Genomic DNA, 20,919 nt, shown 5'->3' on the forward strand with positions numbered 1-20,919 from the left:
GTCGCCGCCCTTCGATCCGGCGCGGCGGCGCTAGGATGCGCCCTTGATCCGGGTCCGGGGAGAACGCAAGTGAAGAAGTGGTTGCTGGGCGGCATCGCCCTGCTGGTGCTCGTGGCGCTGCTGGTGCTGGGCGGGCTGTGGTGGTTGCACGGCAACCTGGACCGGCTCGTCCATCGCGCCATCGAGGAGCAGGGCAGCGCCCTCATCGGCGCGCCCATCCGCCTGGGCAGCGTCCACATCGACCCCCGCAGCGGGGAGGGCGAGCTGCGCCAGCTCACCATCGGGAACCCGCCGGGCTTCCAGACGCCCCACCTGCTGCAGGTGCAGCGCGTGCGGGTGCAGGTGGACGTGCGCACGCTGACGCAGCCGGTGGTGGTGATCCCCGTCATCGAGATCGAGGCGCCCGACGTCATCTACGAGAAGGGCGCGACGCAGACCAATATCGAGGCGATCCAGACGCACCTGGCGCGCCAGCTGCAGAGTGGTGCGCCGGCGGCCGATGACGGCCAGGCGCCGCGCCGCTACATCGTCGATCGCCTGCAGCTGCTGCGCCCGCGGGCCCAGGCGAGCGCCGCGCTCCTGCAGGGGCGGACGGTCAGCCTGAAGCTGCCGGAGATGGACCTGCGCGACCTGGGCCGCGCCGAGGGCGGCCTCACGGCCGGCGAGCTCGGCGCCCAGGTGGCACGCGCGCTGCAGCAGCGGCTCAAGGCCAGCTACTTCTTCGAGCGGGCGCTGGAGTCCACCGGCGAGACGGTGAAGCAGGCCGGCGAATCGCTGGGCAGGCTGTTCAAGAAGCGCTGAGCCGCGCCGAGCCGGGCAGGGCAGGGCAGGGTCAGGTCTTGCCGAACAGCGCCTGGTGCTGGGCGCGCAGCAGGTTCTTCTGCACCTTGCCCATGGCGTTGCGCGGCAGCTCGGGCTGCACGAACACGGCCTTGGGCACCTTGAAGTTGGCGATGCGGGCCTTCAGCGCCGCGACGAGTGCCTGCGGGTCCGGCGCCGGCCCCGGGCGCGGCACGACGACGGCGATCACCCCTTCGCCGAAGTCCGGGTGCGGCACGCCCACCACCGCGGACTCCAGCACGCCGGGCAGCTCGTTCAGAAAGCCCTCCACCTCGGCCGGATAGACGTTGTAGCCGCCCGTGATGATGAGGTCCTTGCTGCGCCCGACGATGCGCACATAGCCGGCTGCGTCCTGCTGGCCGACATCGCCCGTCCGGAACCAGCCGTCGGCGGTGAACTCCTCGGCCGTCTTCTCGGGCATGCGCCAGTAGCCCGCGAAGACATTCGGCCCGCGCACCTGGATGTGGCCGATCTCCTCGACGCCGCAGGGGCGGCCGGCGTCGTCGACGATGCGCAGGTCCACGCCCGGCAGCGCCGGCCCGACGGTGCCGCCGACCCGCTCGCCGCCCTCGTAGGGATTGGAGGTCAGCATGAGGGTCTCGCTCATGCCGTAGCGCTCCAGGATGGTGTGGCCGGTGCGGGTCTGCCAGTCGCGGAAGGTCTCGATCAGCAGCGGCGCGGACCCGCTGATGAAGAGCCGCATGCCGGCACAGGCCGAGCGCGTGAGCGAGGCTTCGGCCAACAGGCGGACATAGAGCGTCGGCACGCCCATGAAGACGGTGGCCTCGGGCAGGCGCGCCACGACGGCACGCGGCTCGAAGCGGCTGAACCAGATCATCCGGCTGCCGTTGAGCAGCGCCGCATGCGAGGCGACGAAGAGGCCGTGGACGTGGAAGATGGGCAGCGCGTGGATCAGCACGTCGCCCGGACGCCATCCCCAGGCCGCCTGCAGCACGCGGGCGTTGGAGAGCAGGTTGCCGTGGCTGAGCATGGCGCCCTTGCTGCGGCCGGTGGTGCCGCTCGTGTAGAGAATGGCGGCGAGGTCGCCCGGCTGGCGGGGCACCGGCGTGTGCACATCGCTCATCTGGGAGGCGCGGTCCAGCAGCGTGCCGCTGCGGTCCTCGTTGAGAGTGAAGACCCAGCGCGTGCCGGCGAGGAAGGCCAGCTTGGACACCCAGCCGAAGTGCCGCCCGGCGCACACCACCACGGCCGGCTCGGCATTGCCGACGAAGTACTCGAGCTCCGCCGCCTGGTAGGCCGTGTTCAGCGGCAGGTAGACGTGGCCGGCGCGCAGCACCGCCAGGTAGAGCATCAGGGCCTCGACGCTCTTCTCGGTCTGCACCGCGATGCGGCTGGCCGGCGGCAGGTCCAGCGTGTCCAGCAGATTGGCCAGCATGGCCGTGCCGCGTTCGAGGTCCCGCCAGCTGTAGCGCAGCGCCTCGCCGTCGGCGCACTCGATGGCGCAGGCGTCGAGGTCCGCCGGGAAGGCGGCGCGCAGGGCGGTGAAGAGATTGGCGTCGGGGAGGCGGGCGGCGGCGTTCATGGGCTGACATTGTGCGATGTCTGCCGCCGCCCGGGCCTGTCGCCGCTCAGGGCAGCGCGACCGAGGACATGAAGTAGGTGAAATCGCTCAGGGAATGCCAATGGAAGGGCACCAGCTTCAGCAGCAGCGGCGCGGACGGGTCGAACTCGCCCTGCAGCGCGAGCGTCACCGGCTTCATGCCGCAGGAGTAGCTCAGATGGAAGCCCGGGATGGCCGAGCGCCGGCCGCCCGCCTGCTCCACATAGAAGCGCGTGCTGTCGAAGCCCGAGCTGCTGCGGCAGATCGAGGGGTTCTCGTTGATGCGCACCATCAGCTGCGCCCGGCCGTAGGCGTTGGTGGCGACCCAGGCCCGGGCACTGATCTGTTCCGAGGTGAAGGACTCGTAGACCACCTCCTTGGCGTAGGCGGGCGGTGCATCGGGATAGGGACGCCCCCAGCCGTTCTCCGGCGGGAACTCCGCGTCGGACCAGTTGCAGGCGGCCCGCGTCCGGTCGATGGCGGCGGGGAAGCCCCGGGCGGCGAACGAGTCGTTGTAGCGGCTACTGCCGGAGACGACCTCCGCCATGACGTCCCAGTTGCGGTAGAGCTGGCGCACGAGGTCCAGGTCAAAGGTCGGGGCGGTCAGGGTCAGCTGGCCGGCGGATGAGGTCTCGGTCCAGGCATCGGTCTGGCTCTCGTGGGATCCGATGCGCAGCTTCACCCAGCTGTAGGCCAGCGGGGCGGGGCTGGCGTTGGTCCGCATCGACAGGGAACGCCCGCCCCGGCTGTTGCAGGTGATGGAGAGCTGGCGGCCCCCTTCGCCGACGGCCGTCAGGGTGGTGTAGGCGGTGCCGTCCGAAGCCGTGCCAGCGCCGATGACCCATTGGGTGCTGCTGCGGTCCACGGACTCGGACGAAGGCGCGGGTGTCGGCGTGGGCGTGGGCGTGGGAACGGGTGTCGGTGTCGGCGTGGGTGCAGGCGCAGGCGCAGGGACGGGAGCAGGCGTAGGCGTAGGCGTAGGCGCCGGGGCCGGGGCCGGTGCCGGTGCCGGTGCGGGTGCAGGTGCAGGTGCAGGTGCCGGTGCCGGTGCGGGAGCGGGTGCAGGAGCAGGGGCAGGGGCAGGGGCTGGCACCGGCGTGGGCGTGGGCGTGGGCGTGGGCGCTGGAACCGGCACCGGGGCGGGCGTGGGTGTCGGACTGGCGTCGCTGCCACCGCCACCGCAGGCGGTCAGGGTCAGGGACGTGGCGGCGAGGAGGCCCAGGACGCGACGGGGCGTCGTGCGGGCAAGGCGATCTTGTTTCATGGACAGGGCGCAGGTACAGGGCGGCGCGGCCGTTGCCGTGGCGGCAGGGCGGTCGACCGGCTTCGTTCCCCGGTGACCGGGCGTCACGCTGGGGGGCGAGTCAGGATGGGGGCGTGTGGGGCGATCAGCCCGGCCGCGGGAGCACCGGCGGCGCGTGGCCGGCGCGGCTGCGCCGTCGGCGGGCGATGACTGGGCCCGGCAGGGGCCGTCCGCGCAGGCGCGACCCTTCTGAACGCTGGATCATGCGTTCCTCCCTCATGGTTGGCATGGATGTGTTTTTTTTCGGGCCCGATGGTAGCGACGATCGGGCGGTCGCGAATCCCGGGCGTGTAATGGTTTCTCCGAGTCCCGCGCCCATGGCCTTTGTTCCGCCCCGCGCTACAGTCCCCGGCTGTTCCCGCTGCAGCAGTACCGCACCCGATGAACCCGCCCCAACTGCCCCAAGACGCCGACGGCGTGCTGCGCCTGGCGGCGCAGTCCATGTTCGAGGTCTTCGCCCAGGCGGTGGAGGGCATGATGGTGGTCGACCGCCAGCATCGCATCGTCTGGATCTCCGATGGCTACAAGCGCTTCCTGCCGGCGCTGGGCTTCGGGCACGAGACGGAGTTCGTGGGGCGGCGCGTGGAGGAGGTGGTGCCCAACACGCTGATGGCGCAGGTGGTGGACCAGGGCCAGCCCATGCTCGTGGACCTGCTGACCAACAAGGCCGGCACCTTTCTCGTCAGCCGCCTGCCGCTGCGGGACGACCGCGGCGAGGTGATCGGTGCGGTCGGCATGGTCCTGCTGGACCATCCCGAGACGACGCTGCAGCCGCTGATCGCCAAGTTCAACCGCCTGCAGCAGGAGCTGGACGACACCCGCCGGCAGCTGGCCGCCGAGCAGGTGAAGAACCGCCGGCCCAAGTACAGCATCGCCAGCTTCGTGGGCAGCAGCGCGCCGGCACTGGAGATCAAGCGCCAGGCGCGCCGCGCGGCGCTGTCCGACGCCACCGTGCTGCTGCTGGGCGAGACGGGCACGGGCAAGGAGCTGCTCGCACACGCCATCCACACCGCCTCGCCGCGCGCGCTCAAGCCGCTGGTGAGCCTCAACATCGCCGCCGTGCCCGAGACGCTGCTGGAGGCCGAGTTCTTCGGCGTCGCCCCGGGCGCCTACACGGGCGCCGACCGCAAGGGCCGCGAGGGCAAGTTCAAGCTGGCCGACGGCGGCACGCTGTTCCTGGACGAGATCGGCGACATGCCGCTGCCGCTGCAGAGCAAGCTGCTGCGGGTGCTGCAGGAGCAGGAGCTGGAGCCGCTTGGCAGCAATACCGTGATCCGCGTCGATGTCCGCGTGATCGCCGCCACCAGCCGGGACCTGCCGGCGATGGTGGCCCGCGGCGAGTTCCGCGCCGATCTGTTCTACCGCCTCAATGTGCTTCCCCTGCGCGTGCCGGCCCTGCGTGAACGGCTGGACGACGTCGAGGCACTGGCCGAGGCGCTGCTGGAGGACATCGTGCGCCGCGCCGGCATGGCCTCTCGCAGCCTGGCGCCGGACGCGCTGGAACTGCTGATGCGCCAGGACTGGCCGGGCAACATCCGCGAGCTGCGCAATGTGCTGGAGCAGGCCTGCCTGATGGGCGACGAGATGCTGCTGCAGGCCGCGCAGCTGGCGCCCTACCTCAAGCACGCGGCCAGCGCCGCGCCCCGGCTGGGGGGCCCGGCGGGAGGCGATCGTCCGACGGTGCTGCCGACGGCCGAGCCGCGGCCGGACGATCCGCGCCTGCTGCGTCCGCTGGCCGAGCAGATTGCCGAACTGGAGCGGGCCGCCCTGCGCGCCGCGCTGCGGGCGACGGGGGGCAACAAGCTGGCCGCGGCCAAGCTGCTGCGCATGTCCCGCGCCTCGCTCTACGACAAGCTGCCGCTGCTGGACCAGGGCTGAGGGGCGCTCAGCGCGCCGGCCGCGCTGCAGCGCGCGCCTCCCACTCGGCGCGGCTGATCTCGTAGCGGCGCACGTCCATGTCATAGGCGCGGCTCAAGCCCACGTCCCGCATGCCCAGGCGCGCCATCACGCGCCAGGAGTTCTCGTTCTCCGGATGGCAGACGGACACCAGCAGCTCGATGGGCTGCGTCCGGAAGGCGAAGTCGCCCATGGCCTGTGCGGCCTCGCTGGCCAGGCCGCGGCCCCAGCGGTCCTGCCGCAGCCGCCAGCCGATCTCCAGCGGCTCGCCGGCGATGTGGGCCAGGTGCTGGATGCAGCCCGCGCCGACGATCTCCTCGCTGCCCTGCTCGATGAAGCTCCACCAGCCGAAGCCGAGCGAGGCCCAGCGGGCCTGCACCCGAGCGATGGCGGCGTCCGTCTCCTCCGGTGTCTCGGGGCGGCCGCCGAGATAGCGCATCACCACCGGGTCGCTGTTGAGGTGGTTCAGTCCGAGGCGATGGGCCGGGACCATGGGTTCCAGGCGGAGGCGGGGGGTGTGGAGGACGCTCATGGGACGATGCTAGTGAAGCCGGGCGGCGCCGCCAAAGGGCAGGGGTCGGCTCAGGCGCGGGCCTGCCACGCCAGGTCCCGGAGCGCGCGGCCCAGGTCGCCGGGCTTGAAGTCGCCGAGGTTGCCCAGCAGGATGAGGGCCCGGCCCAGTTCGGGGAAGCGCTCGAGGCGCACCGAGAAGCCCTCGCTCTGACCCTCGTGCCAGACCTGCAGCCGGCCGGCCGTGTCGCGCTGGAAGTTCCAGCCCCGGCCGTAGGCAGGGCCCTCTCCGGTGGGCACGCCCTGGGCCCAGAGCTTCTCGAACACGGCCCGGTACGGCTTGAAGCGGCCCCAGCCCTGCAGTGCGCGCTCCCACTGGATCATGTCCCGCAGACTCATCTCAAAGCCGCCGCAGCCCGCCGCCATCCAGCTGCGCACGCCCGGCGGCTGCTCCGCGCCGATGTCGACGATGACGCCGGCGCGGCGCTGGTGGGGTGAGGCCATGTCCGCGAAGCCGGGGGTGGGCGCCATCAGCCGGGCGCTCGTCATGCCCAGCGGCTCGAACAGGCGCTGCGCCAGCACCTGCTCGTAAGGACGCCCGGCCAGCCGGCTGACCGCGCTGGCCAGCAGGTTGTAGCCGATGTTGCTGTAGAGGAAGCGCTGCCCGGGCGGGCTCTGCAAAGGCAGGCGCGCGACGAGGGGCAGCCACTGCGCCTCGCCATAGTTGCGAGGGAAGAGCGCCCGCACCTCCGGGTCGGTGATGTCGACGTTGGGGGCCAGGCCGGCCGTGTGCTGCATCAGCTGCTGCAGCGTGATGGCCTGCCAAGGCTCGGGCAGGCCGTCGATGAGGTCGGCCAGGCGCTGGTCCAGGCGCAGCTGGCCGTCCTCCACCATCAGCTGTGCGGCGCAGCACAGCAGGGGCTTGGAGATCGAGCACAGGGCGAAGCGTGTGTCCACGGTGACGGCGTGCTGCCGCCCCACGTCGCCCCAACCCAGGCCGGCGGCGAGGAGCGGCTCGCCGTCCTGCAGCAGGGCCAGGGCCAGGCCCGGCATCTGCTGGTCCTTCAGCCACTGCCGGGCATAGCGGTCCACGCGGGCCAGGGCGCCCGCGCCCACCCGGCCCGGTGCCGGGGCTGCGGCCGGGTGGGCGTGGGCACCCCCCAGGCCCAGGCTGCACCCGAGTCCGGTCGCCAGCCCCTGACGCAGCACCTGGCGCCGTGTCGCGGCAGTAGTCATTGCGCATCCTCCCCACTCGGACTCCGCTGTCTGCGGGGCAGACAGGCGAAGCGCTGTGTTTGAAATTTGAACAGGCCTGTCCATGAATCGGTCAGGGTCAGGTCTTGACGCACGCGGCGCAGGCCGGGTCCCCTGCCCGCCGGGGGCTGCTGGCGCGGATGGTAGAGGGGGGTGGCGGGCCTGTCGCGGGCCTGCCGCTCGGGGTTTACGCGAGTTTGTGCGGGCTGCGGGGCCTCCGGGGCTGCCGTGGGCACGGGGCTTGCACCATGATGGCCAGTCCCGGGCGCCGATCCCGGGGCGCATCACAACAGGAGACCTGTCATGCCCCTCATCCACCGTCGCGTGGCGAGCCTCGCCCTGCTCGGCGCCAGCGCCCTGCTGGCCCTCCCCCTGGCCGCGCAGGCCGCCGGCAACGAGATCCGCATCGCCCACGTCTACTCCAAGACCGGCCCGCTGGAGGCCTACGGCAAGCAGACGCAGACCGGCCTGATGATGGGCCTGGACTACGCCACCGGTGGCACCATGACGGTCAACGGCAAGAAGCTGGTGGTCATCGAGAAGGACGACCAGGGCAAGCCCGACGTGGGCAAGAGCCTGCTGGCCGCGGCCTATGGCGATGACAAGGCGGACATCGCCGTGGGCCCCTCGTCGAGCGGCGTGGCCCTGGCCCTGCTGCCCGTGGCCGAGGAGTACAAGAAGATCCTGCTGGTGGAGCCGGCGGTGGCCGATGCCATCACCGGCGAGAAGTGGAACAAGTACATCTTCCGCACCGGCCGCAACAGCTCGCAGGACGCCATCGCCAATGCCGTGGCGCTGGACAAGCCCGGCACCGTGATCGCCACGCTGGCCCAGGACTACGCCTTCGGTCGCGACGGCGTGAAGGCCTTCCGCGATGCCATCAAGAAGGCGAAGCTGGTCCATGAGGAGTACCTGCCGACCAACACGACGGACTTCACCGCCGGTGCCCAGCGCCTGATCGACAAGCTCAAGGACCAGCCCGGCCGCAAGGTGATCTTCATCATCTGGGCCGGTGGCGGCAATCCCTTCAAGATCGCCGACCTGGACCTGAAGCGCTATGGCATCGAGATCGCCACCGGCGGCAACATCCTGCCGGCGATGGTGGCCTACAAGCAGTTCCCGGGCATGGAGGGCGCGAGCTACTACTACTTCGGCATGCCCAAGAACCCCGTCAACGAATGGCTGGTGGCCAACCACTACAAGCAGTTCAAGACCCCGCCGGACTTCTTCACCGCGGGCGGCATGACGGCGGCGATCGCGCTCGTCGAGGCCCTCAGGAAGACGGGCGGCGACACGGGCACGAACAAGCTGATCAAGGCCATGGAGGGCATGAGCTTCGAGACGCCCAAGGGCCGCATGAGCTTCCGTGCGGAGGACCATCAGGCGATGCAGTCGATGTACCACTTCAAGATCAAGGTGGACAAGGCGTTCGACTGGGGGGTGCCGGAGCTGGTGCGGGAGATCAAGGCGGAGGAGATGGCCATCCCCATCCGCAATAAGCGCTGATCGCTCGGCTGCTGCGCGGCCGCCTGGCGTCGTTGCGGGGCCTCCCAAAGATCCTCACGACCCGCCAGGTCGCTCCGGTCTCTGGGTCCCCCCGCGCCTGGTCCAGCGTCCGCTCGCGGCTCGGCTACTGCGCGAACGCTGGCCGTCGTTGCGGGTCCTCCCAAAGATCCTCACGACCCGCCAGGTCGCTCCGGTCTTTGGGTCCCCCCGCGCCTGGTCCAGCGTTCGCTCGCTACGCCTCGGGCGCTGGAAGCTGGGATGGTGCTACTTCGTTTCTTTCTGGAACTGCTGTGCTTGAAACTCGGAATCTGACGATACGGTTCGGTGGGCATGTGGCCGTCGATCGGGTCTCGTGCGCGTTCGTGCCGGGCTCGCTGACGGCCATCGTGGGGCCCAACGGGGCGGGCAAGACGACCTATTTCAACCTGATCTCGGGGCAGCTGCCGGCGAGTGAGGGTCAGGTCTTGCTGGATGGCGAGGACCTGAGCGCGCTGTCGGCGCCGCTGCGCACGCGCAAGGGGCTGGGGCGGGCGTTCCAGCTCACGCAGCTCTTTCCGCACCTGCCGGTGCTGGAGAACGTGCGGCTGGCGGTGCAGGCGCGGCAGGGGCTGGGCCTGAAGATGCTGTCGGTGTGGGTGAACCACAAGGCGCTGATCGAGGAATCGATGGCGCTGCTGGAGCGGGTGCGGCTCTCGTCCAAGGCCCAGGCCCTCGCGGCCAGCCTGCCGCATGGGGACCAGCGCAAGCTCGAGGTCGCCGTGCTGATGGCGCTGCAGCCCAAGGTCTACCTGTTCGACGAGCCCACCGCGGGCATGAGCGTGGACGAGGTGCCGGTGGTGCTGGACCTGATCCGCGATCTGAAGCGGGAAGGGCGGCACACCATCCTGCTGGTCGAGCACAAGATGGACGTGGTGCGCGAACTGGCGGACCGCGTCATCGTGCTGCACCAGGGCGCCCTGGTGGCGGACGGCGCGCCGGCCGAGGTGATGGCGCTGCCGGTCGTGCAGGAGGCCTACCTGGGCGTGGCGGCGACGGGCGCCGAGGAGGTGGTCGCATGACGCCGCTGCTGGAACTGCGCGGGGTGCAGACGCACATCGGGGCGTATCACATCCTGCATGGCGTGGACCTCGTGGTGCCCGAGGGCGAGCTGACGCTGCTGCTGGGCCGCAACGGCGCCGGCAAGACCACGACGCTGCGCAGCATCATGGGCCTGTGGCAACCGAGCGGGGGTCAGGTCTTGCTGTCCGGTCAGCCCATCGGCGGACCGGGCCTGCAGCTGGCCACGCCGGAGATCGCGCGGCAGAGCATCGCCTACGTGCCCGAGAACATGGGCATCTTCGGCGCCCTGAGCGTGGCCGAGAACCTGCTGCTGGCGGCCCGCGACGCCCGCCGGCTGGATCAGCTGGACGACGCCCGCCTGGCCTGGCTCTTCGGCCTCTTTCCGGCGCTGAGGAAGTTCTGGCACTACCCGGCGGGCAAGCTCTCGGGCGGGCAGAAGCAGATGCTCGCGATCGCCCGGGCGCTGATCGAGCCGCGGCGCCTGCTGCTCATCGACGAGCCCTCCAAGGGCCTGGCGCCGGCCATCGTGCAGAACCTGATCGAGTCCCTGCAGGAGCTCAAGCGCAGCCGCACGACGGTGCTGCTGGTGGAGCAGAACTTCCACATGGCCCGCCAGCTCGGCGACGGTGTGGCGGTGATGGACGACGGCCGCGTCGTGCATGCGGGTCGCATGGCCGACCTGGCCGCCGACGAGGCCCTGCAGCAGCGGCTGCTGGGGCTCTCGCTCGCGGCCCATCAATGAGGAGCAGCGCATGAGCATTCCCATGACGTCCCCGGCCTCGACCGCGCCCGCGCGCGCGGCGGGCCTGCGCCTGAAGCTCGACTGGCAGCCCATCGCGCTGCTGCTGGGGCTCATGGCGCTCGCGCTGGCCCTCACCGGCAGCGCCTCCACCTGGGCCACGCTCACCATCGCCGGTCTGGCGATGGGGCTGATCATCTTCATCATCGCCTCGGGCCTCACGCTGGTCTTCGGCCTCATGGACGTGATGAACTTCGGCCACGGCGTGTTCATCGCGCTCGGGGCGTTCATGGCCACCACGGTGATGGGCGGCATGACGGCCTGGACGGGCGAGGGCAGCAGCCTGGCCGCCAACCTCGTCGCCGTCGCCCTGGCCAGCCTGGCAGGCATGGCCGTGGCCGGCGCGGTGGGCCTGCTGTTCGAGCGTGTGCTGGTGCGGCCGGTGTACGGCATGCACCTCAAGCAGATCCTCATCACGATGGGCGGCATGATCATCGGCGAGGAGTGCATCAAGCTGCTGTGGGGCGCGCAGCTGGTGCCGCTGCCGGTGCCCGAAGGCCTGCGCGGCTCGCTCCTGATGGGCGACGTCGCCGTCGAGAAGTTCCGCCTGCTGGCCGTGGTCGTGGGCCTGGCCGTGTTCGCGGGGCTGCTGTGGCTGCTCAACCGCACCAAGCTCGGCCTGCTGATCCGGGCCGGCGTGCAGGACCGCGAGATGGTGGAGAGCCTGGGCTACCGCATCCGCCGGCTGTTCGTGGCCGTCTTCGTGGCGGGCTCGGCGCTGGCGGGCCTGGGCGGCGTGATGTGGGGCCTGTACCAGCAGGGGGTGACGCCGCAGATCGGCGCGCAGGTGAACACGCTGATCTTCATCGTCATCATCATCGGTGGCCTGGGCTCGACACTCGGCTGCTTCGTGGGCGCGCTGGCCGTGGGGCTGATGGCCAACTACTGCGGCTTCCTCTTTCCCAAGGCCGCGCTGTTCTCCACCATCGGCCTGATGGTGGCGGTGCTGCTGTGGCGGCCGCAGGGCCTGTATCCCGTGGAGGCCCGCTGATGCTGCGCGCCCTGTTGTCCCATGACCTGCCGCGCAGCCGCCTGCTGGCGCTGCTGCTCGCGGCCTGCGTGGCCGGTCTCCTGCTGACGCCCTTCCTCTTCCCGGGGATCAAGGCGCTCAATGTGGCGGCCAAGATCCTCGTGTTCATCGTGCTCGTGGCGAGCTACGACCTGCTGCTGGGCTACACCGGCATCGTGAGCTTCGCGCACACGATGTTCTTCGGCATCGGTGCCTACGGTGTGGCCATCGCCAGCAACCAGATGGGCCCGGGCTGGCCGGCGCTGGCCGTCGGTACCGGCGCGGCGCTGCTCGCGAGCCTGCTGCTGTCCGTGCTGATCGGCCTCTTCTCGCTGCGGGTCAAGGCCATCTTCTTCGCCATGATCACGCTGGCCGTCGCCTCCGCCTTCCTGGGTCTGGCCTCGCAGCTGTCGGAGTTCACGGGCGGCGAGGACGGCCTGAGCTTCCAGGTGCCCGAGCTGCTGCAGCCCGGCACGGAGTTCCTCGAGGAGCCCTGCCTCGGCGCCAGCATCGACGGGCGCTTCGCGGCCTACTACCTGCTGTGCGCCTGCACGGTGGCACTCACCCTGCTGATGCTGCGCATCGTGAACTCGCCCTTCGGCCGCGTGCTGCAGGCCATCCGCGAGAACGACTTCCGGGCCGAGGCCATCGGCTACCGCACGGTGGTCTACCGCGTCCTGGCCACCGTGCTGGCCGCGCTCTTCGCCACCCTGGCCGGCGCGATGTTGGCCGTCTGGCTGCGCTACAACGGGCCGGACACCTCGCTGTCGCTGGAGCTGATGCTGGACGTGCTGCTGATCTGCGTCATCGGTGGCATGGGCAGCCTCTACGGCGCCATCGTGGGCAGCGTGCTGTTCATGGCGGCCCAGGCCTATCTGCAGGACCTGATGCGACTGGGCGCCGCCGCGGTGGAAGGCGTGCCCGTGCTGGCACAGCTGATCTCGCCGGACCGCTGGCTGCTGTGGCTCGGCCTGCTCTTCGTGCTGGCGGTCTATCACTTCCCGGCGGGCATCGTCGGCGGCCTGCGGCTGCGGGCGGCCCGGCAGGCGATCGCGGCCCTCGACAAGGAGCGGACATGAGCTTCACATCGCACTACCTGGCGTGCGCGGGCCGCGAGATCCACTACACCGACTGGGGGCCGGCGGACGGGCCGGTCGTGATCGCCTGGCACGGCCTCGCCCGCACCGGGCGGGACATGGACGCCCTGGCCGCCTTCCTCAGCCCGCGCTACCGCGTGATCTGCCCGGACACGATCGGCCGCGGCCTCTCGCAGTGGAGCCCCGAGCCGGACCGCGAGTACTGCCTGGACTTCTATGTGCAGCTCGCCACGGCGCTGGTGGACCAGCTGGGGCTGGGGCGCTTCCACTGGGTCGGCACGTCGATGGGCGGGGCGATCGGGACCGTGGCGGCGGCGACGACGCTGCGCGGTCGCATCGAGCGCCTGGTGTTGAACGACAACGGCCCCTCGCTCGCGGCGCCGGCCATCGCACGCATCCGCGCCTACGCGGGCAACCCGCAGGCCTTCGACACGGTGACCGAACTCGAACAGTACTTCCGGCAGGTCTACCGGCCCTATGGCTGGCTCAGCGATGCCCAGTGGCGGCTGCTGACCGAGACCTCGCTGCGACGCCTGCCCGATGGGCGCGTGACGCCGCACTACGACCCGGCGATGGTGCGGCAGTTCGTCAACCGGCCCGACGACTACGAGCGCTGGACCGAATGGGACAGCCTCAGCCTGCCCGTGCTGTGCCTGCGCGGCGAGGACTCCGACCTGCTGCTGGTCGAGACGGCCGAGGCCATGCGCGTGCGCGGGCCCTGCGCCGCCGTCGCGACGATCCCCGGCTGCGGCCATGCGCCCGCGCTCAACGTGCCGGCGCAGCTCGAGCTGGTGCGGCGCTTCATCGAGGGCGGCTGACGGAGGCGGGGTCAGGTCTTGCCGGCGTCGCGCTTCGGCACGTCGCAGCGGGCGACGGCCTTGGGCAGCTGCGGGCCGAAGTCCGTCACCCAGCATTCGTCGAACACGGAGCAGTAGCAGGCCTCGGCCTGGACCTGGTGCAGCCGCTCGTCCAGACGACCGTAGAGCTGCAGGTTCTCGCCCTCGCGCATGTGCTCGCGCGTGGCCTCGAACATGGACCGCTGATGCCCCGCGGCCAGCACATGGCCCTCGATCGTGCTGCGGATGAAGGGGAAGCCCTGGCCGGCCAGCACGGCCTCGCCGGGCGCCTGGGCCGCCAGCGCGGGCAGCTCCCGGACGTCGTCCAGCACCTGGTCCTTGAGCCGGAGCTTCAGCGAGACGATGCGCGCCGGGCCCGTGCCGACGTTCTCGACCCAGATGCGCAGGCGCGCCTTGCCCTCCGGGCTCACATTGCCCGTGTAGAACTGCAGGATGGGGGTGGAACCGGCCCGGACCAGGCGGGCGTTCTGGTCGACCAGCGCCTGCATGGTGGCGCTGGTCTTGAGGGCGGACACCAGGGCGGCGCCGGCGCTCAGCACCATGCTCATGGCCACGGCCACGTGGAACCAGCGCGGCGCCTTGTCCTCGCCCGCGGGCTTGCTCAGCTTGGGAATCTCGATCACGGCCTCTCTCCTTGGCCGCGGATTATGGCGAGACCGGCGGGCACCCCGACCGGCCCGACCGCCGGGCGATGCGCTCTGCGTCGCCGGCAGGCCTCAGTGCGCGGTGCCGCGGCCGAGCCAGTGGTCCAGCCGGCGGCGCAGGGCGGCGAAGTCGAGAGGCTTGGTGAGGTGCTCGTCCATGCCGGCGGCGAGGCTGGCCTTCACGTCGCTCTCGAGGGCGTGGGCGGTGAGGGCGAGGATGGGAAAGTGCGGCAGCTGCGCGCGGGCCTGCAGATCGCGCAGGCGGCGGGCGCACTCGAGGCCGTCCATGCCAGGCATCTGGATGTCCATCAGCACGAGGTCCGGCGCGGCCTGCATGCAGGCGTCCACGGCTTCGAGGCCGTTGTTGGCCAGGCGGCTGCGCAGGCCCATGAGAGACAGGAACTCCAGCGCGACGACCTGGTTGACGGGGTTGTCCTCGACCAGCAGCACCTGCGTGCGGATCGCCGCGCTGCCGGGGTTGATGCCCGAGGAACTCCCGTTCGTGCCTGCTGTCGTCATGAACTGCCCACCTGCTCGTTGGCCCATTTCCATTCGCCGCGCGCCGTGACTGCGAAGCGCCGGCGGGGGGCTGGCGATCCGTGTGCCGTCCAGCGCGGCGGCACCTCCCTGAGGACGGGACAGACATCCCCGGCCAGCAGGCGAACAGGCCTAGGGTTATCCCTTGTACTTGATTTCCGGCTCGTTCGGGGCGTGATGTTGCACCCGGAACGGCGAAGGCGCAATGCCCTTCGGCGCCGTTTACGCGGCAGAAACGGGGCGTCCGGGGGACAGGTCTTGATACAAGGCAAGCGGCAGGGGCGGGCGACGTACCGGAGGCGGCGTCAGGGCCATCGCCGCTGCTGACAGATTCGTGTCATCGCGCTCCCTAGAATGACCGCCTCTTCCTGCCAGAGACCCCCAAGATGTCCGACGGTCATATCAAGATTCGCGGTGCCCGCCAGCACAACCTCAAGAACCTGGACCTGGACATCGCCACCCATGAGCTGACGGTGGTGACGGGCCCCAGCGGCTCCGGCAAGTCGAGCCTGGTCTTCGACACCCTCTATGCCGAGGGCCAGCGCCGCTATGTGGAAACGTTTTCAGCCTACGCCCGGCAGTTCCTGGACCGCATGGACCGGCCGGCGGTGGACAAGGTGGAGGGCGTGCCCCCCGCCATCGCCATCGACCAGACCAACCCGGTGCGCACCTCGCGCTCCACGGTCGGCACGATGACGGAGCTGAACGACCACCTGAAGCTCCTGTTCGCCCGCGCCGCCCAGCTCTACGACCGCCAGACGGCCCAGGCGGTGCGCCACGACACGGCGCAGACGATCTTCGCCGAGCTCAAGGCCCGGACGCTCGCAGATGATCCGCGACTGGTGCTGACCTTCCCGGTCGAGCTGCCGGCGAACACCAGCGCCGAGCAGGTGCAGCAGTGGCTGGCGGCCAGCGGTTTCACGCGGATCCAGGCGGAGCGCGAGTCGGGCGACCGCAAGGTGCTCGATGTGGCGGCGGACCGCTTCCGCATGCAGGGCGTGGACACCCAGCGTGCGATGGAGGCCATCGAGCTGGCCCTGAAGCGCGGCAGCGGTCGCCTGAGCGTCTACGCCGGCGGCAGCGACGAGCAGGCGCCCGAGCTGTGGCGCTACTCCACCGGCCTGCACTGCCCCGACAGCGACCTGCGCTACCAGGACCCGCAGCCGGCCCTGTTCTCCTTCAACTCGGCCATGGGCGCGTGCGAGACCTGCCGCGGCTTCGGCCGGGTGATCGGCGTGGACCTCGGCCTCGTCATCCCCGACGAGAAGAAGACCCTGCGCGCCGGGGCCATCAAGCCTCTGCAGACGCCGGCCTGGGCTGAATGCCAGGACGACCTCATGCGCCACGCGGGCGATGCCGGCATCCCGCGGGACACCGCCTGGAGCCAGCTCACGGCCTCGCAGAAGGACTGGGTCGTCAACGGCTCGCCGAACTGGAACGGCAAGTGGAACCAGCAGTGGTACGGCGTGCACCGCTTCTTCGAGTACCTCGAGAGCAAGGCCTACAAGATGCACATCCGCGTGCTCTTGTCCAAGTACCGCAGCTACACCGAATGCCCGGACTGCCGCGGCGCGCGCCTCAAGACCGAGGCCCTGCTGTGGCGCGTGGGCTCGGCCGCGCTGGCCGACGCCGCCCTGCCGCGCGAGCAGCGCTTCCTGCCCAGCGGCACGGCCTGGCGCCGGGACCAGCTGGAGGCCCTGCCGGGCCTGCATCTGCATGACCTGATGCAGCTGCCCATGCACCGCCTGCGCCGCTTCATGGATGAGCTGCAGCTGCCCTCCACGATGCTGGACGAGGCGCTGAAGCTGCTGCTGGAGGAGATCCGCAACCGGCTCAAGTACCTCTGCGACGTGGGCCTGGGCTACCTCACCCTGGACCGCCAGAGCCGCACGCTCTCGGGCGGCGAGGTGCAGCGCATCAACCTCACCACGGCGCTCGGCACCTCCCTGGTGAACACCCTCTTCGTGCTGGACGAGCCCAGCATCGGCCTGCACCCGCGGGACATGAACCGCATCGTGCAGGCCATGCACCGCCTGCGCGACGCCGGCAACACGCTGGTGGTCGTCGAGCACGACCCCGCGGTGATGCTGGCCGCCGACCGCCTCATCGACATGGGCCCCGGCCCCGGCGAGAAGGGCGGCAGCATCGTCTTCGACGGCACACCGGAGGCGATCCGCGCGGCGGACACGCTCACCGGTGCCTACCTCGGCGCGCGCAAGCAGGTGGGCATGGGGCTGAAGCGCCTCGTGGACGCCTCGACGCCGCGCCTCATCCTCGAAGGCGCCCGGGAGCACAACCTGAAGAACGTCAGCGTGGAGTTCCCGCTGCAGCGCATGGTCGTCGTCACCGGCGTCTCGGGCTCGGGCAAGAGCACGCTGATGCAGGACGTGCTCTACCCCGCGCTCGCCCGCCACTACGGCCGGGCCACCGAGGCCCCGGGCGCGCACGACCGCCTGCTGGGCGCGGACTGGCTCGCCGATGCCGTCTTCGTGGACCAGTCGCCCATCGGCAAGACGGCGCGCTCGAATCCGGCCAGCTATGTCGGGGCCTTCGACGAGATCCGCAAGCTCTTTGCCGCCACGCCGCTCGCGCAGGAACGCAGCTACACCGCGGGCATGTTCAGCTTCAACGCGGGCGACGGCCGCTGCCCCACCTGCGGCGGCTCGGGCTTCGAGCACGTCGAGATGCAGTTCCTCTCCGACGTCTACCTGCGCTGCCCCGATTGCGACGGCCGCCGCTTCCGCGCGGAGATCCTCGACGTCAAGGTGATCCGGGATGAGCGGGAGTTCTCCGTCTCCGACGTGCTGGAGCTCACCGCGAGCGAGGCCGTGCACCTCTTCCGCTACGACCGCGAGGTGCTGGTCAAGCTGCAGCCCATCCTCGACGTGGGCCTGGAGTACGTGCGCCTGGGCCAGCCCGTGCCGACGCTGTCCGGCGGCGAGGCCCAGCGTCTCAAGCTCGCCGGCTTCCTGGCCGAGGCCGCGAGCAGCGCGAGCAAGAGCCGCCAGTCCGTCGCGAAGAAGGGCACGCTCTTCCTCTTCGACGAGCCCACCACCGGCCTGCATTTCGACGACATCGCCAAGCTCATGCGCGCGATGCGCAAGCTGCTCGGCGCGGGGCATTCGCTGATCCTCATCGAGCACAACCTCGACGTGATCCGCGCGGCCGACTGGCTGATCGACCTCGGCCCCGAGGGCGGCGAGGACGGCGGCCTGGTCGTCTGCCAGGGCACGCCCGAGGAGGTGCGCGAGCACCCCACCTCGCACACGGCCGAGGCCCTGCGCGAGTACGCCCTGCACATGGACCGCCCCGCCATGCAGGTGGAGGAGGGCCGTCCGCTGCAGAGCGTGGTGCGCGCCCGCCGTGCGCAGGCCGAGGAGGCCATCCGCATCGTCAATGCCCGCGAGCACAACCTGAAGTCGGTCGACGTGGCCATCCCGCGCGGCAAGTTCAACGTCATCACCGGCGTGTCGGGCTCCGGCAAGTCCACGCTCGCCTTCGACATCCTCTTCAACGAGGGGCAGCGCCGCTACCTGGAGTCGCTCAACGCCTACGCGCGCTCCATCGTGCAGCCGGCGGGGCGGCCGGAGGTCGACGCGGTGTGGGGCATCCCGCCCACGGTGGCCATCGAGCAGCGCCTCTCGCGCGGCGGCCGCAAGAGCACGGTGGCCACCACCACCGAGGTCTGGCACTTCCTGCGCCTGCTCTACGTGAAGCTCGGCGTGCAGCACTGCCGCCACGACGGCACGCCCGTGAAGCCGCAGAGCGTGGAGTCCATCCTCGCGCAGCTGATGCGGGACTACCGCGGCCAGCACATCGGCCTGCTGGCGCCGCTGGTGATGAACCGCAAGGGCCTCTACACGGACCTCGCCAAATGGGCCAAGGGCCGCGGCCACAGCCATCTGCGCGTGGACGGCGAGTTCCTGCCCGTGGCGCCCTGGCCCAAGCTGGACCGCTTCAAGGAGCACACGCTGGAGCTGCCGGTGGGCGATCTCGTCGTGTCGCCCGAGAAGGAAGGCGAGCTGCGCGAGTACCTGCTGAAGGCCCTGGACCACGGCAAGGGCGTGCTGCACGTGCTGAGCCCCCTGGATGGCCTTCAGGCGGCGCTGAAGAGCGGCGCGTCCACGGCCGGCCTCGGCGCCGTGCGCGTGTTCTCCACCAAGCGCGCCTGCCCCACCTGTGGCGAGAGCTACCCCGAGCTCGACCCGCGCCTGTTCAGCTACAACTCCAAGCACGGCTGGTGCCACAGCTGCGTGGGCACGGGCCTGGCGCTCAGCAAGGAGCAGCGCAAGCTCCTCGACGACTCCCAGCAGGACAAGGACAACCGCGGCCGCGAGCAGAGCTTCAACGCCGAGGTCGAGGTGGAGGGCCTGGCCGACGCGGCCTGCCCCGAATGCCAGGGGGCGCGCCTGAACCCCACCGCGCGGGCCGTCACCTTCGAGGGCGAGGGCATCGCCGCCGTGGCGGGCTGGAGCGTCAGCCAGGCGCGTGAATGGGTGTCAGGTCTTGCCCTGCGCGGGCGGGATGCCGAGATCGCCCGCGACGTCGTGAGCGAGATCCGGGGCCGCCTGGAGTTCCTCGAGCAGGTCGGCCTCGGCTACCTGACTCTGGACCGCGCGGCACCGACGCTCTCGGGCGGCGAGGCGCAGCGCATCCGCCTCGCGGCGCAGCTGGGCAGCCATCTACAGGGCGTCTGCTACGTGCTGGACGAGCCCACCATCGGCCTGCACCCGCGGGACAACCAGATCCTGCTCGATGCCCTGGCCACGCTGGGCGACAAGGGCAACACGCTGGTGGTCGTGGAGCACGACGAGGACACCATCCGCCGCGCCGACCACATCATCGACATCGGCCCGGGTGCGGGCAAGCGCGGGGGGCGCGTCATCGCCCAGGGGTCGGCGGCGGAGCTGGCGGCGCATGCCGATTCGCTCACCGGCCGCTTCCTGGCGCAGCCGCTGCGGCATCCGCTGCAGGGGCGCCGTCCCTGGACCGGCGAGGGCCCGAAACTTGGCGTGCACGGCGCGACGCTGCACAACCTCCAGGGCGTGACGGTGGACGTCCCGCTGCAGCGCCTGGTCGCGGTGACGGGCGTCTCGGGCTCGGGCAAGTCCACGCTGGCGCGCGACGTCCTGCTGGCCAACATGGCGATGGCCGTGCCGCTGCGCAAGGCGCCCTCGCGCTGGATCGGCTGCGAGTCCGTCACGGGTCATGAGCAGGTGGACCGCGTGCTGGAGGTCGACCAGACCCCCATCGGCAAGACACCGCGTTCCTGCCCGGCCACCTACATCGGCTTCTGGGACGCCATCCGCAAACTCTTCGCCGAGACGCTGGAGGCCAAGGCGCGCGGCTACGCTGCCGGCCGCTTCAGCTTCAACACGGGCGAGGGGCGCTGCCCCGGCTGCGAAGGCCAGGGCATGAAGACCATCGAGATGAGCTTCCTGCCCGATGTGAAGGTGCTGTGCGACCAGTGCCACGGCCAGCGCTTCAACCCCGAGACGCTGGGCGTGAGCTGGCGCGGCAAGAGCATCGGCGATGTGCTGGCCATGGAGGTGGACGAGGCCGTGGACTTCTTCGCCGCCATGCCCTCCATCGCCCACCCGCTGAAGCTGTTGCAGGACGTGGGCCTGGGCTATCTCACGCTGGGACAGCCGAGCCCGACGCTCTCCGGCGGTGAGGCGCAGCGCATCAAGCTGGTCAGCGAGCTGGTGAAGGTGCGGGACGACGTCACGCGCCGCGGCCAGAAGTCGCCGCACACGCTCTACGTGCTGGACGAGCCCACCGTGGGCCTGCACATGGCCGATGTCGAGAAGCTGATCCGTGTGCTGCACCGGCTGGTGGAGGGCGGGCATTCGGTGGTGGTGATCGAGCACGACCTCGACGTCATCGCCGAGGCCGACTGGATCCTCGACCTCGGCCCCGAAGGCGGCACGGGTGGCGGGCGCGTCGTGGTGGCGGGCACGCCGGAGGCCGTGGTGGCCAGCGGCAGCCACACCGGCCGCGCACTGGCGCCGGTGCTCCAGCGTGGCTGAGGCACCCCTGGATCCGTC

At 70.8% G+C, this 20,919-nt stretch carries 15 protein-coding genes; 9 read left to right on the forward strand and 6 right to left on the reverse strand.

Features of this window, described 5'->3' with window-relative positions:
* Positions 1–69 precede the first annotated feature (69 nt).
* Positions 70–801, forward strand: coding sequence for a hypothetical protein (locus tag QRD43_RS06720; protein WP_285981726.1), 732 nt, complete (start codon positions 70–72; stop codon positions 799–801).
* A 31-nt stretch (positions 802–832) separates the two neighbouring features.
* Here the strand turns inward: QRD43_RS06720 and QRD43_RS06725 are convergent, their stop codons facing one another.
* Positions 833–2,383 (reverse strand): malonate--CoA ligase, encoded by a 1,551-nt coding sequence (locus tag QRD43_RS06725; protein ID WP_285981727.1) that lies wholly within the window; start codon positions 2,381–2,383, stop codon positions 833–835.
* Positions 2,384–2,429: 46 nt separating this feature from the next.
* Positions 2,430–3,266: a hypothetical protein gene (locus QRD43_RS06730; protein WP_285981728.1), complete on the reverse strand. Its 837-nt coding sequence runs from the start codon at positions 3,264–3,266 to the stop codon at positions 2,430–2,432.
* Between the two features lie 819 nt (positions 3,267–4,085).
* Between QRD43_RS06730 and QRD43_RS06735 the strand changes: the two genes are divergently transcribed.
* Complete coding sequence (locus QRD43_RS06735) at positions 4,086–5,582, forward strand: sigma-54 interaction domain-containing protein (protein WP_285981729.1); 1,497 nt, start codon at positions 4,086–4,088, stop codon at positions 5,580–5,582.
* A gap of 7 nt (positions 5,583–5,589) precedes the next feature.
* On the opposite strand, the gene QRD43_RS06740 is transcribed toward QRD43_RS06735, so the two are convergent.
* Together QRD43_RS06740 and QRD43_RS06745 are read right to left on the reverse strand one after the other, a co-directional pair.
* Positions 5,590–6,132 carry a GNAT family N-acetyltransferase gene (locus tag QRD43_RS06740; RefSeq protein WP_285981730.1) on the reverse strand — a complete coding sequence of 181 codons (543 nt, stop codon included), beginning with the start codon at positions 6,130–6,132 and terminating at the stop codon, positions 5,590–5,592.
* A gap of 50 nt (positions 6,133–6,182) precedes the next feature.
* Positions 6,183–7,346, reverse strand: a complete 1,164-nt coding sequence (locus tag QRD43_RS06745) for a serine hydrolase domain-containing protein (RefSeq protein WP_285981731.1) — start codon at positions 7,344–7,346, stop codon at positions 6,183–6,185.
* A 321-nt stretch (positions 7,347–7,667) separates the two neighbouring features.
* On the opposite strand from QRD43_RS06745, the gene QRD43_RS06750 reads away from it, so the two are divergent.
* The 6 genes from QRD43_RS06750 to QRD43_RS06775 all read left to right on the forward strand — a co-directional run bounded on the left by QRD43_RS06750 (position 7,668) and on the right by QRD43_RS06775 (position 13,652).
* Complete coding sequence (locus QRD43_RS06750) at positions 7,668–8,870, forward strand: substrate-binding domain-containing protein (protein WP_285981732.1); 1,203 nt, start codon at positions 7,668–7,670, stop codon at positions 8,868–8,870.
* A 290-nt stretch (positions 8,871–9,160) separates the two neighbouring features.
* Positions 9,161–9,928, forward strand: a complete 768-nt coding sequence (locus QRD43_RS06755; protein WP_285981733.1) for an ABC transporter ATP-binding protein — start codon at positions 9,161–9,163, stop codon at positions 9,926–9,928.
* Positions 9,925–10,671, forward strand: a complete 747-nt coding sequence (locus QRD43_RS06760) for an ABC transporter ATP-binding protein (RefSeq protein ID WP_285981734.1) — start codon at positions 9,925–9,927, stop codon at positions 10,669–10,671. The genes QRD43_RS06755 and QRD43_RS06760 overlap by 4 nt, the downstream gene beginning before the upstream one ends.
* Positions 10,672–10,783: 112 nt before the next feature.
* The gene (locus QRD43_RS06765) at positions 10,784–11,719 is read left to right on the forward strand and encodes a branched-chain amino acid ABC transporter permease (protein ID WP_434063856.1); all 936 of its coding nucleotides are present in this window, start codon (positions 10,784–10,786) and stop codon (positions 11,717–11,719) included.
* Positions 11,719–12,816, forward strand: a complete 1,098-nt coding sequence (locus QRD43_RS06770) for a branched-chain amino acid ABC transporter permease (RefSeq protein ID WP_285981736.1) — start codon at positions 11,719–11,721, stop codon at positions 12,814–12,816. The genes QRD43_RS06765 and QRD43_RS06770 overlap by 1 nt, the downstream gene beginning before the upstream one ends.
* The gene (locus tag QRD43_RS06775; protein WP_285981737.1) at positions 12,813–13,652 is read left to right on the forward strand and encodes an alpha/beta fold hydrolase; all 840 of its coding nucleotides are present in this window, start codon (positions 12,813–12,815) and stop codon (positions 13,650–13,652) included. The genes QRD43_RS06770 and QRD43_RS06775 overlap by 4 nt, the downstream gene beginning before the upstream one ends.
* A gap of 11 nt (positions 13,653–13,663) precedes the next feature.
* Here QRD43_RS06775 and QRD43_RS06780 read toward each other — a convergent pair whose 3' ends face one another.
* Together QRD43_RS06780 and QRD43_RS06785 are read right to left on the reverse strand one after the other, a co-directional pair.
* Complete coding sequence (locus QRD43_RS06780) at positions 13,664–14,314, reverse strand: hypothetical protein (RefSeq protein ID WP_285981738.1); 651 nt, start codon at positions 14,312–14,314, stop codon at positions 13,664–13,666.
* A 93-nt stretch (positions 14,315–14,407) separates the two neighbouring features.
* The gene (locus tag QRD43_RS06785; protein ID WP_285981739.1) at positions 14,408–14,854 is read right to left on the reverse strand and encodes a response regulator; all 447 of its coding nucleotides are present in this window, start codon (positions 14,852–14,854) and stop codon (positions 14,408–14,410) included.
* 404 nt (positions 14,855–15,258) lie between these two features.
* Between QRD43_RS06785 and uvrA the strand changes: the two genes are divergently transcribed.
* Complete coding sequence (uvrA, locus tag QRD43_RS06790; RefSeq protein WP_285981740.1) at positions 15,259–20,901, forward strand: excinuclease ABC subunit UvrA; 5,643 nt, start codon at positions 15,259–15,261, stop codon at positions 20,899–20,901.
* The last annotated feature ends 18 nt before the right edge of the window (positions 20,902–20,919 follow it).

This window comes from Roseateles subflavus (assembly GCF_030285365.1).
GTDB classification, from domain to species: Bacteria; Pseudomonadota; Gammaproteobacteria; order Burkholderiales; family Burkholderiaceae_C; genus Roseateles_B; species Roseateles_B subflavus.

Bases quoted from the DNA above. Each gene is read 5' to 3' on its own strand.
- QRD43_RS06725 (WP_285981727.1), bottom strand. From the start codon at position 2,383: ATGAACGCCGCCGCCCGCCTCCCCGACGCCAATCTCTTCACCGCCCTG.
- QRD43_RS06765 (WP_434063856.1), top strand. From the start codon at position 10,784: ATGGCGCTCGCGCTGGCCCTCACCGGCAGCGCCTCCACCTGGGCCACG.
- QRD43_RS06770 (WP_285981736.1), top strand. From the start codon at position 11,719: ATGCTGCGCGCCCTGTTGTCCCATGACCTGCCGCGCAGCCGCCTGCTG.
- QRD43_RS06775 (WP_285981737.1), top strand. From the start codon at position 12,813: ATGAGCTTCACATCGCACTACCTGGCGTGCGCGGGCCGCGAGATCCAC.
- QRD43_RS06735 (WP_285981729.1), top strand. From the start codon at position 4,086: ATGAACCCGCCCCAACTGCCCCAAGACGCCGACGGCGTGCTGCGCCTG.
- QRD43_RS06745 (WP_285981731.1), bottom strand. From the start codon at position 7,346: ATGACTACTGCCGCGACACGGCGCCAGGTGCTGCGTCAGGGGCTGGCG.
- QRD43_RS06760 (WP_285981734.1), top strand. From the start codon at position 9,925: ATGACGCCGCTGCTGGAACTGCGCGGGGTGCAGACGCACATCGGGGCG.
- QRD43_RS06785 (WP_285981739.1), bottom strand. From the start codon at position 14,854: ATGACGACAGCAGGCACGAACGGGAGTTCCTCGGGCATCAACCCCGGC.
- QRD43_RS06750 (WP_285981732.1), top strand. From the start codon at position 7,668: ATGCCCCTCATCCACCGTCGCGTGGCGAGCCTCGCCCTGCTCGGCGCC.
- uvrA (WP_285981740.1), top strand. From the start codon at position 15,259: ATGTCCGACGGTCATATCAAGATTCGCGGTGCCCGCCAGCACAACCTC.
- QRD43_RS06740 (WP_285981730.1), bottom strand. From the start codon at position 6,132: ATGAGCGTCCTCCACACCCCCCGCCTCCGCCTGGAACCCATGGTCCCG.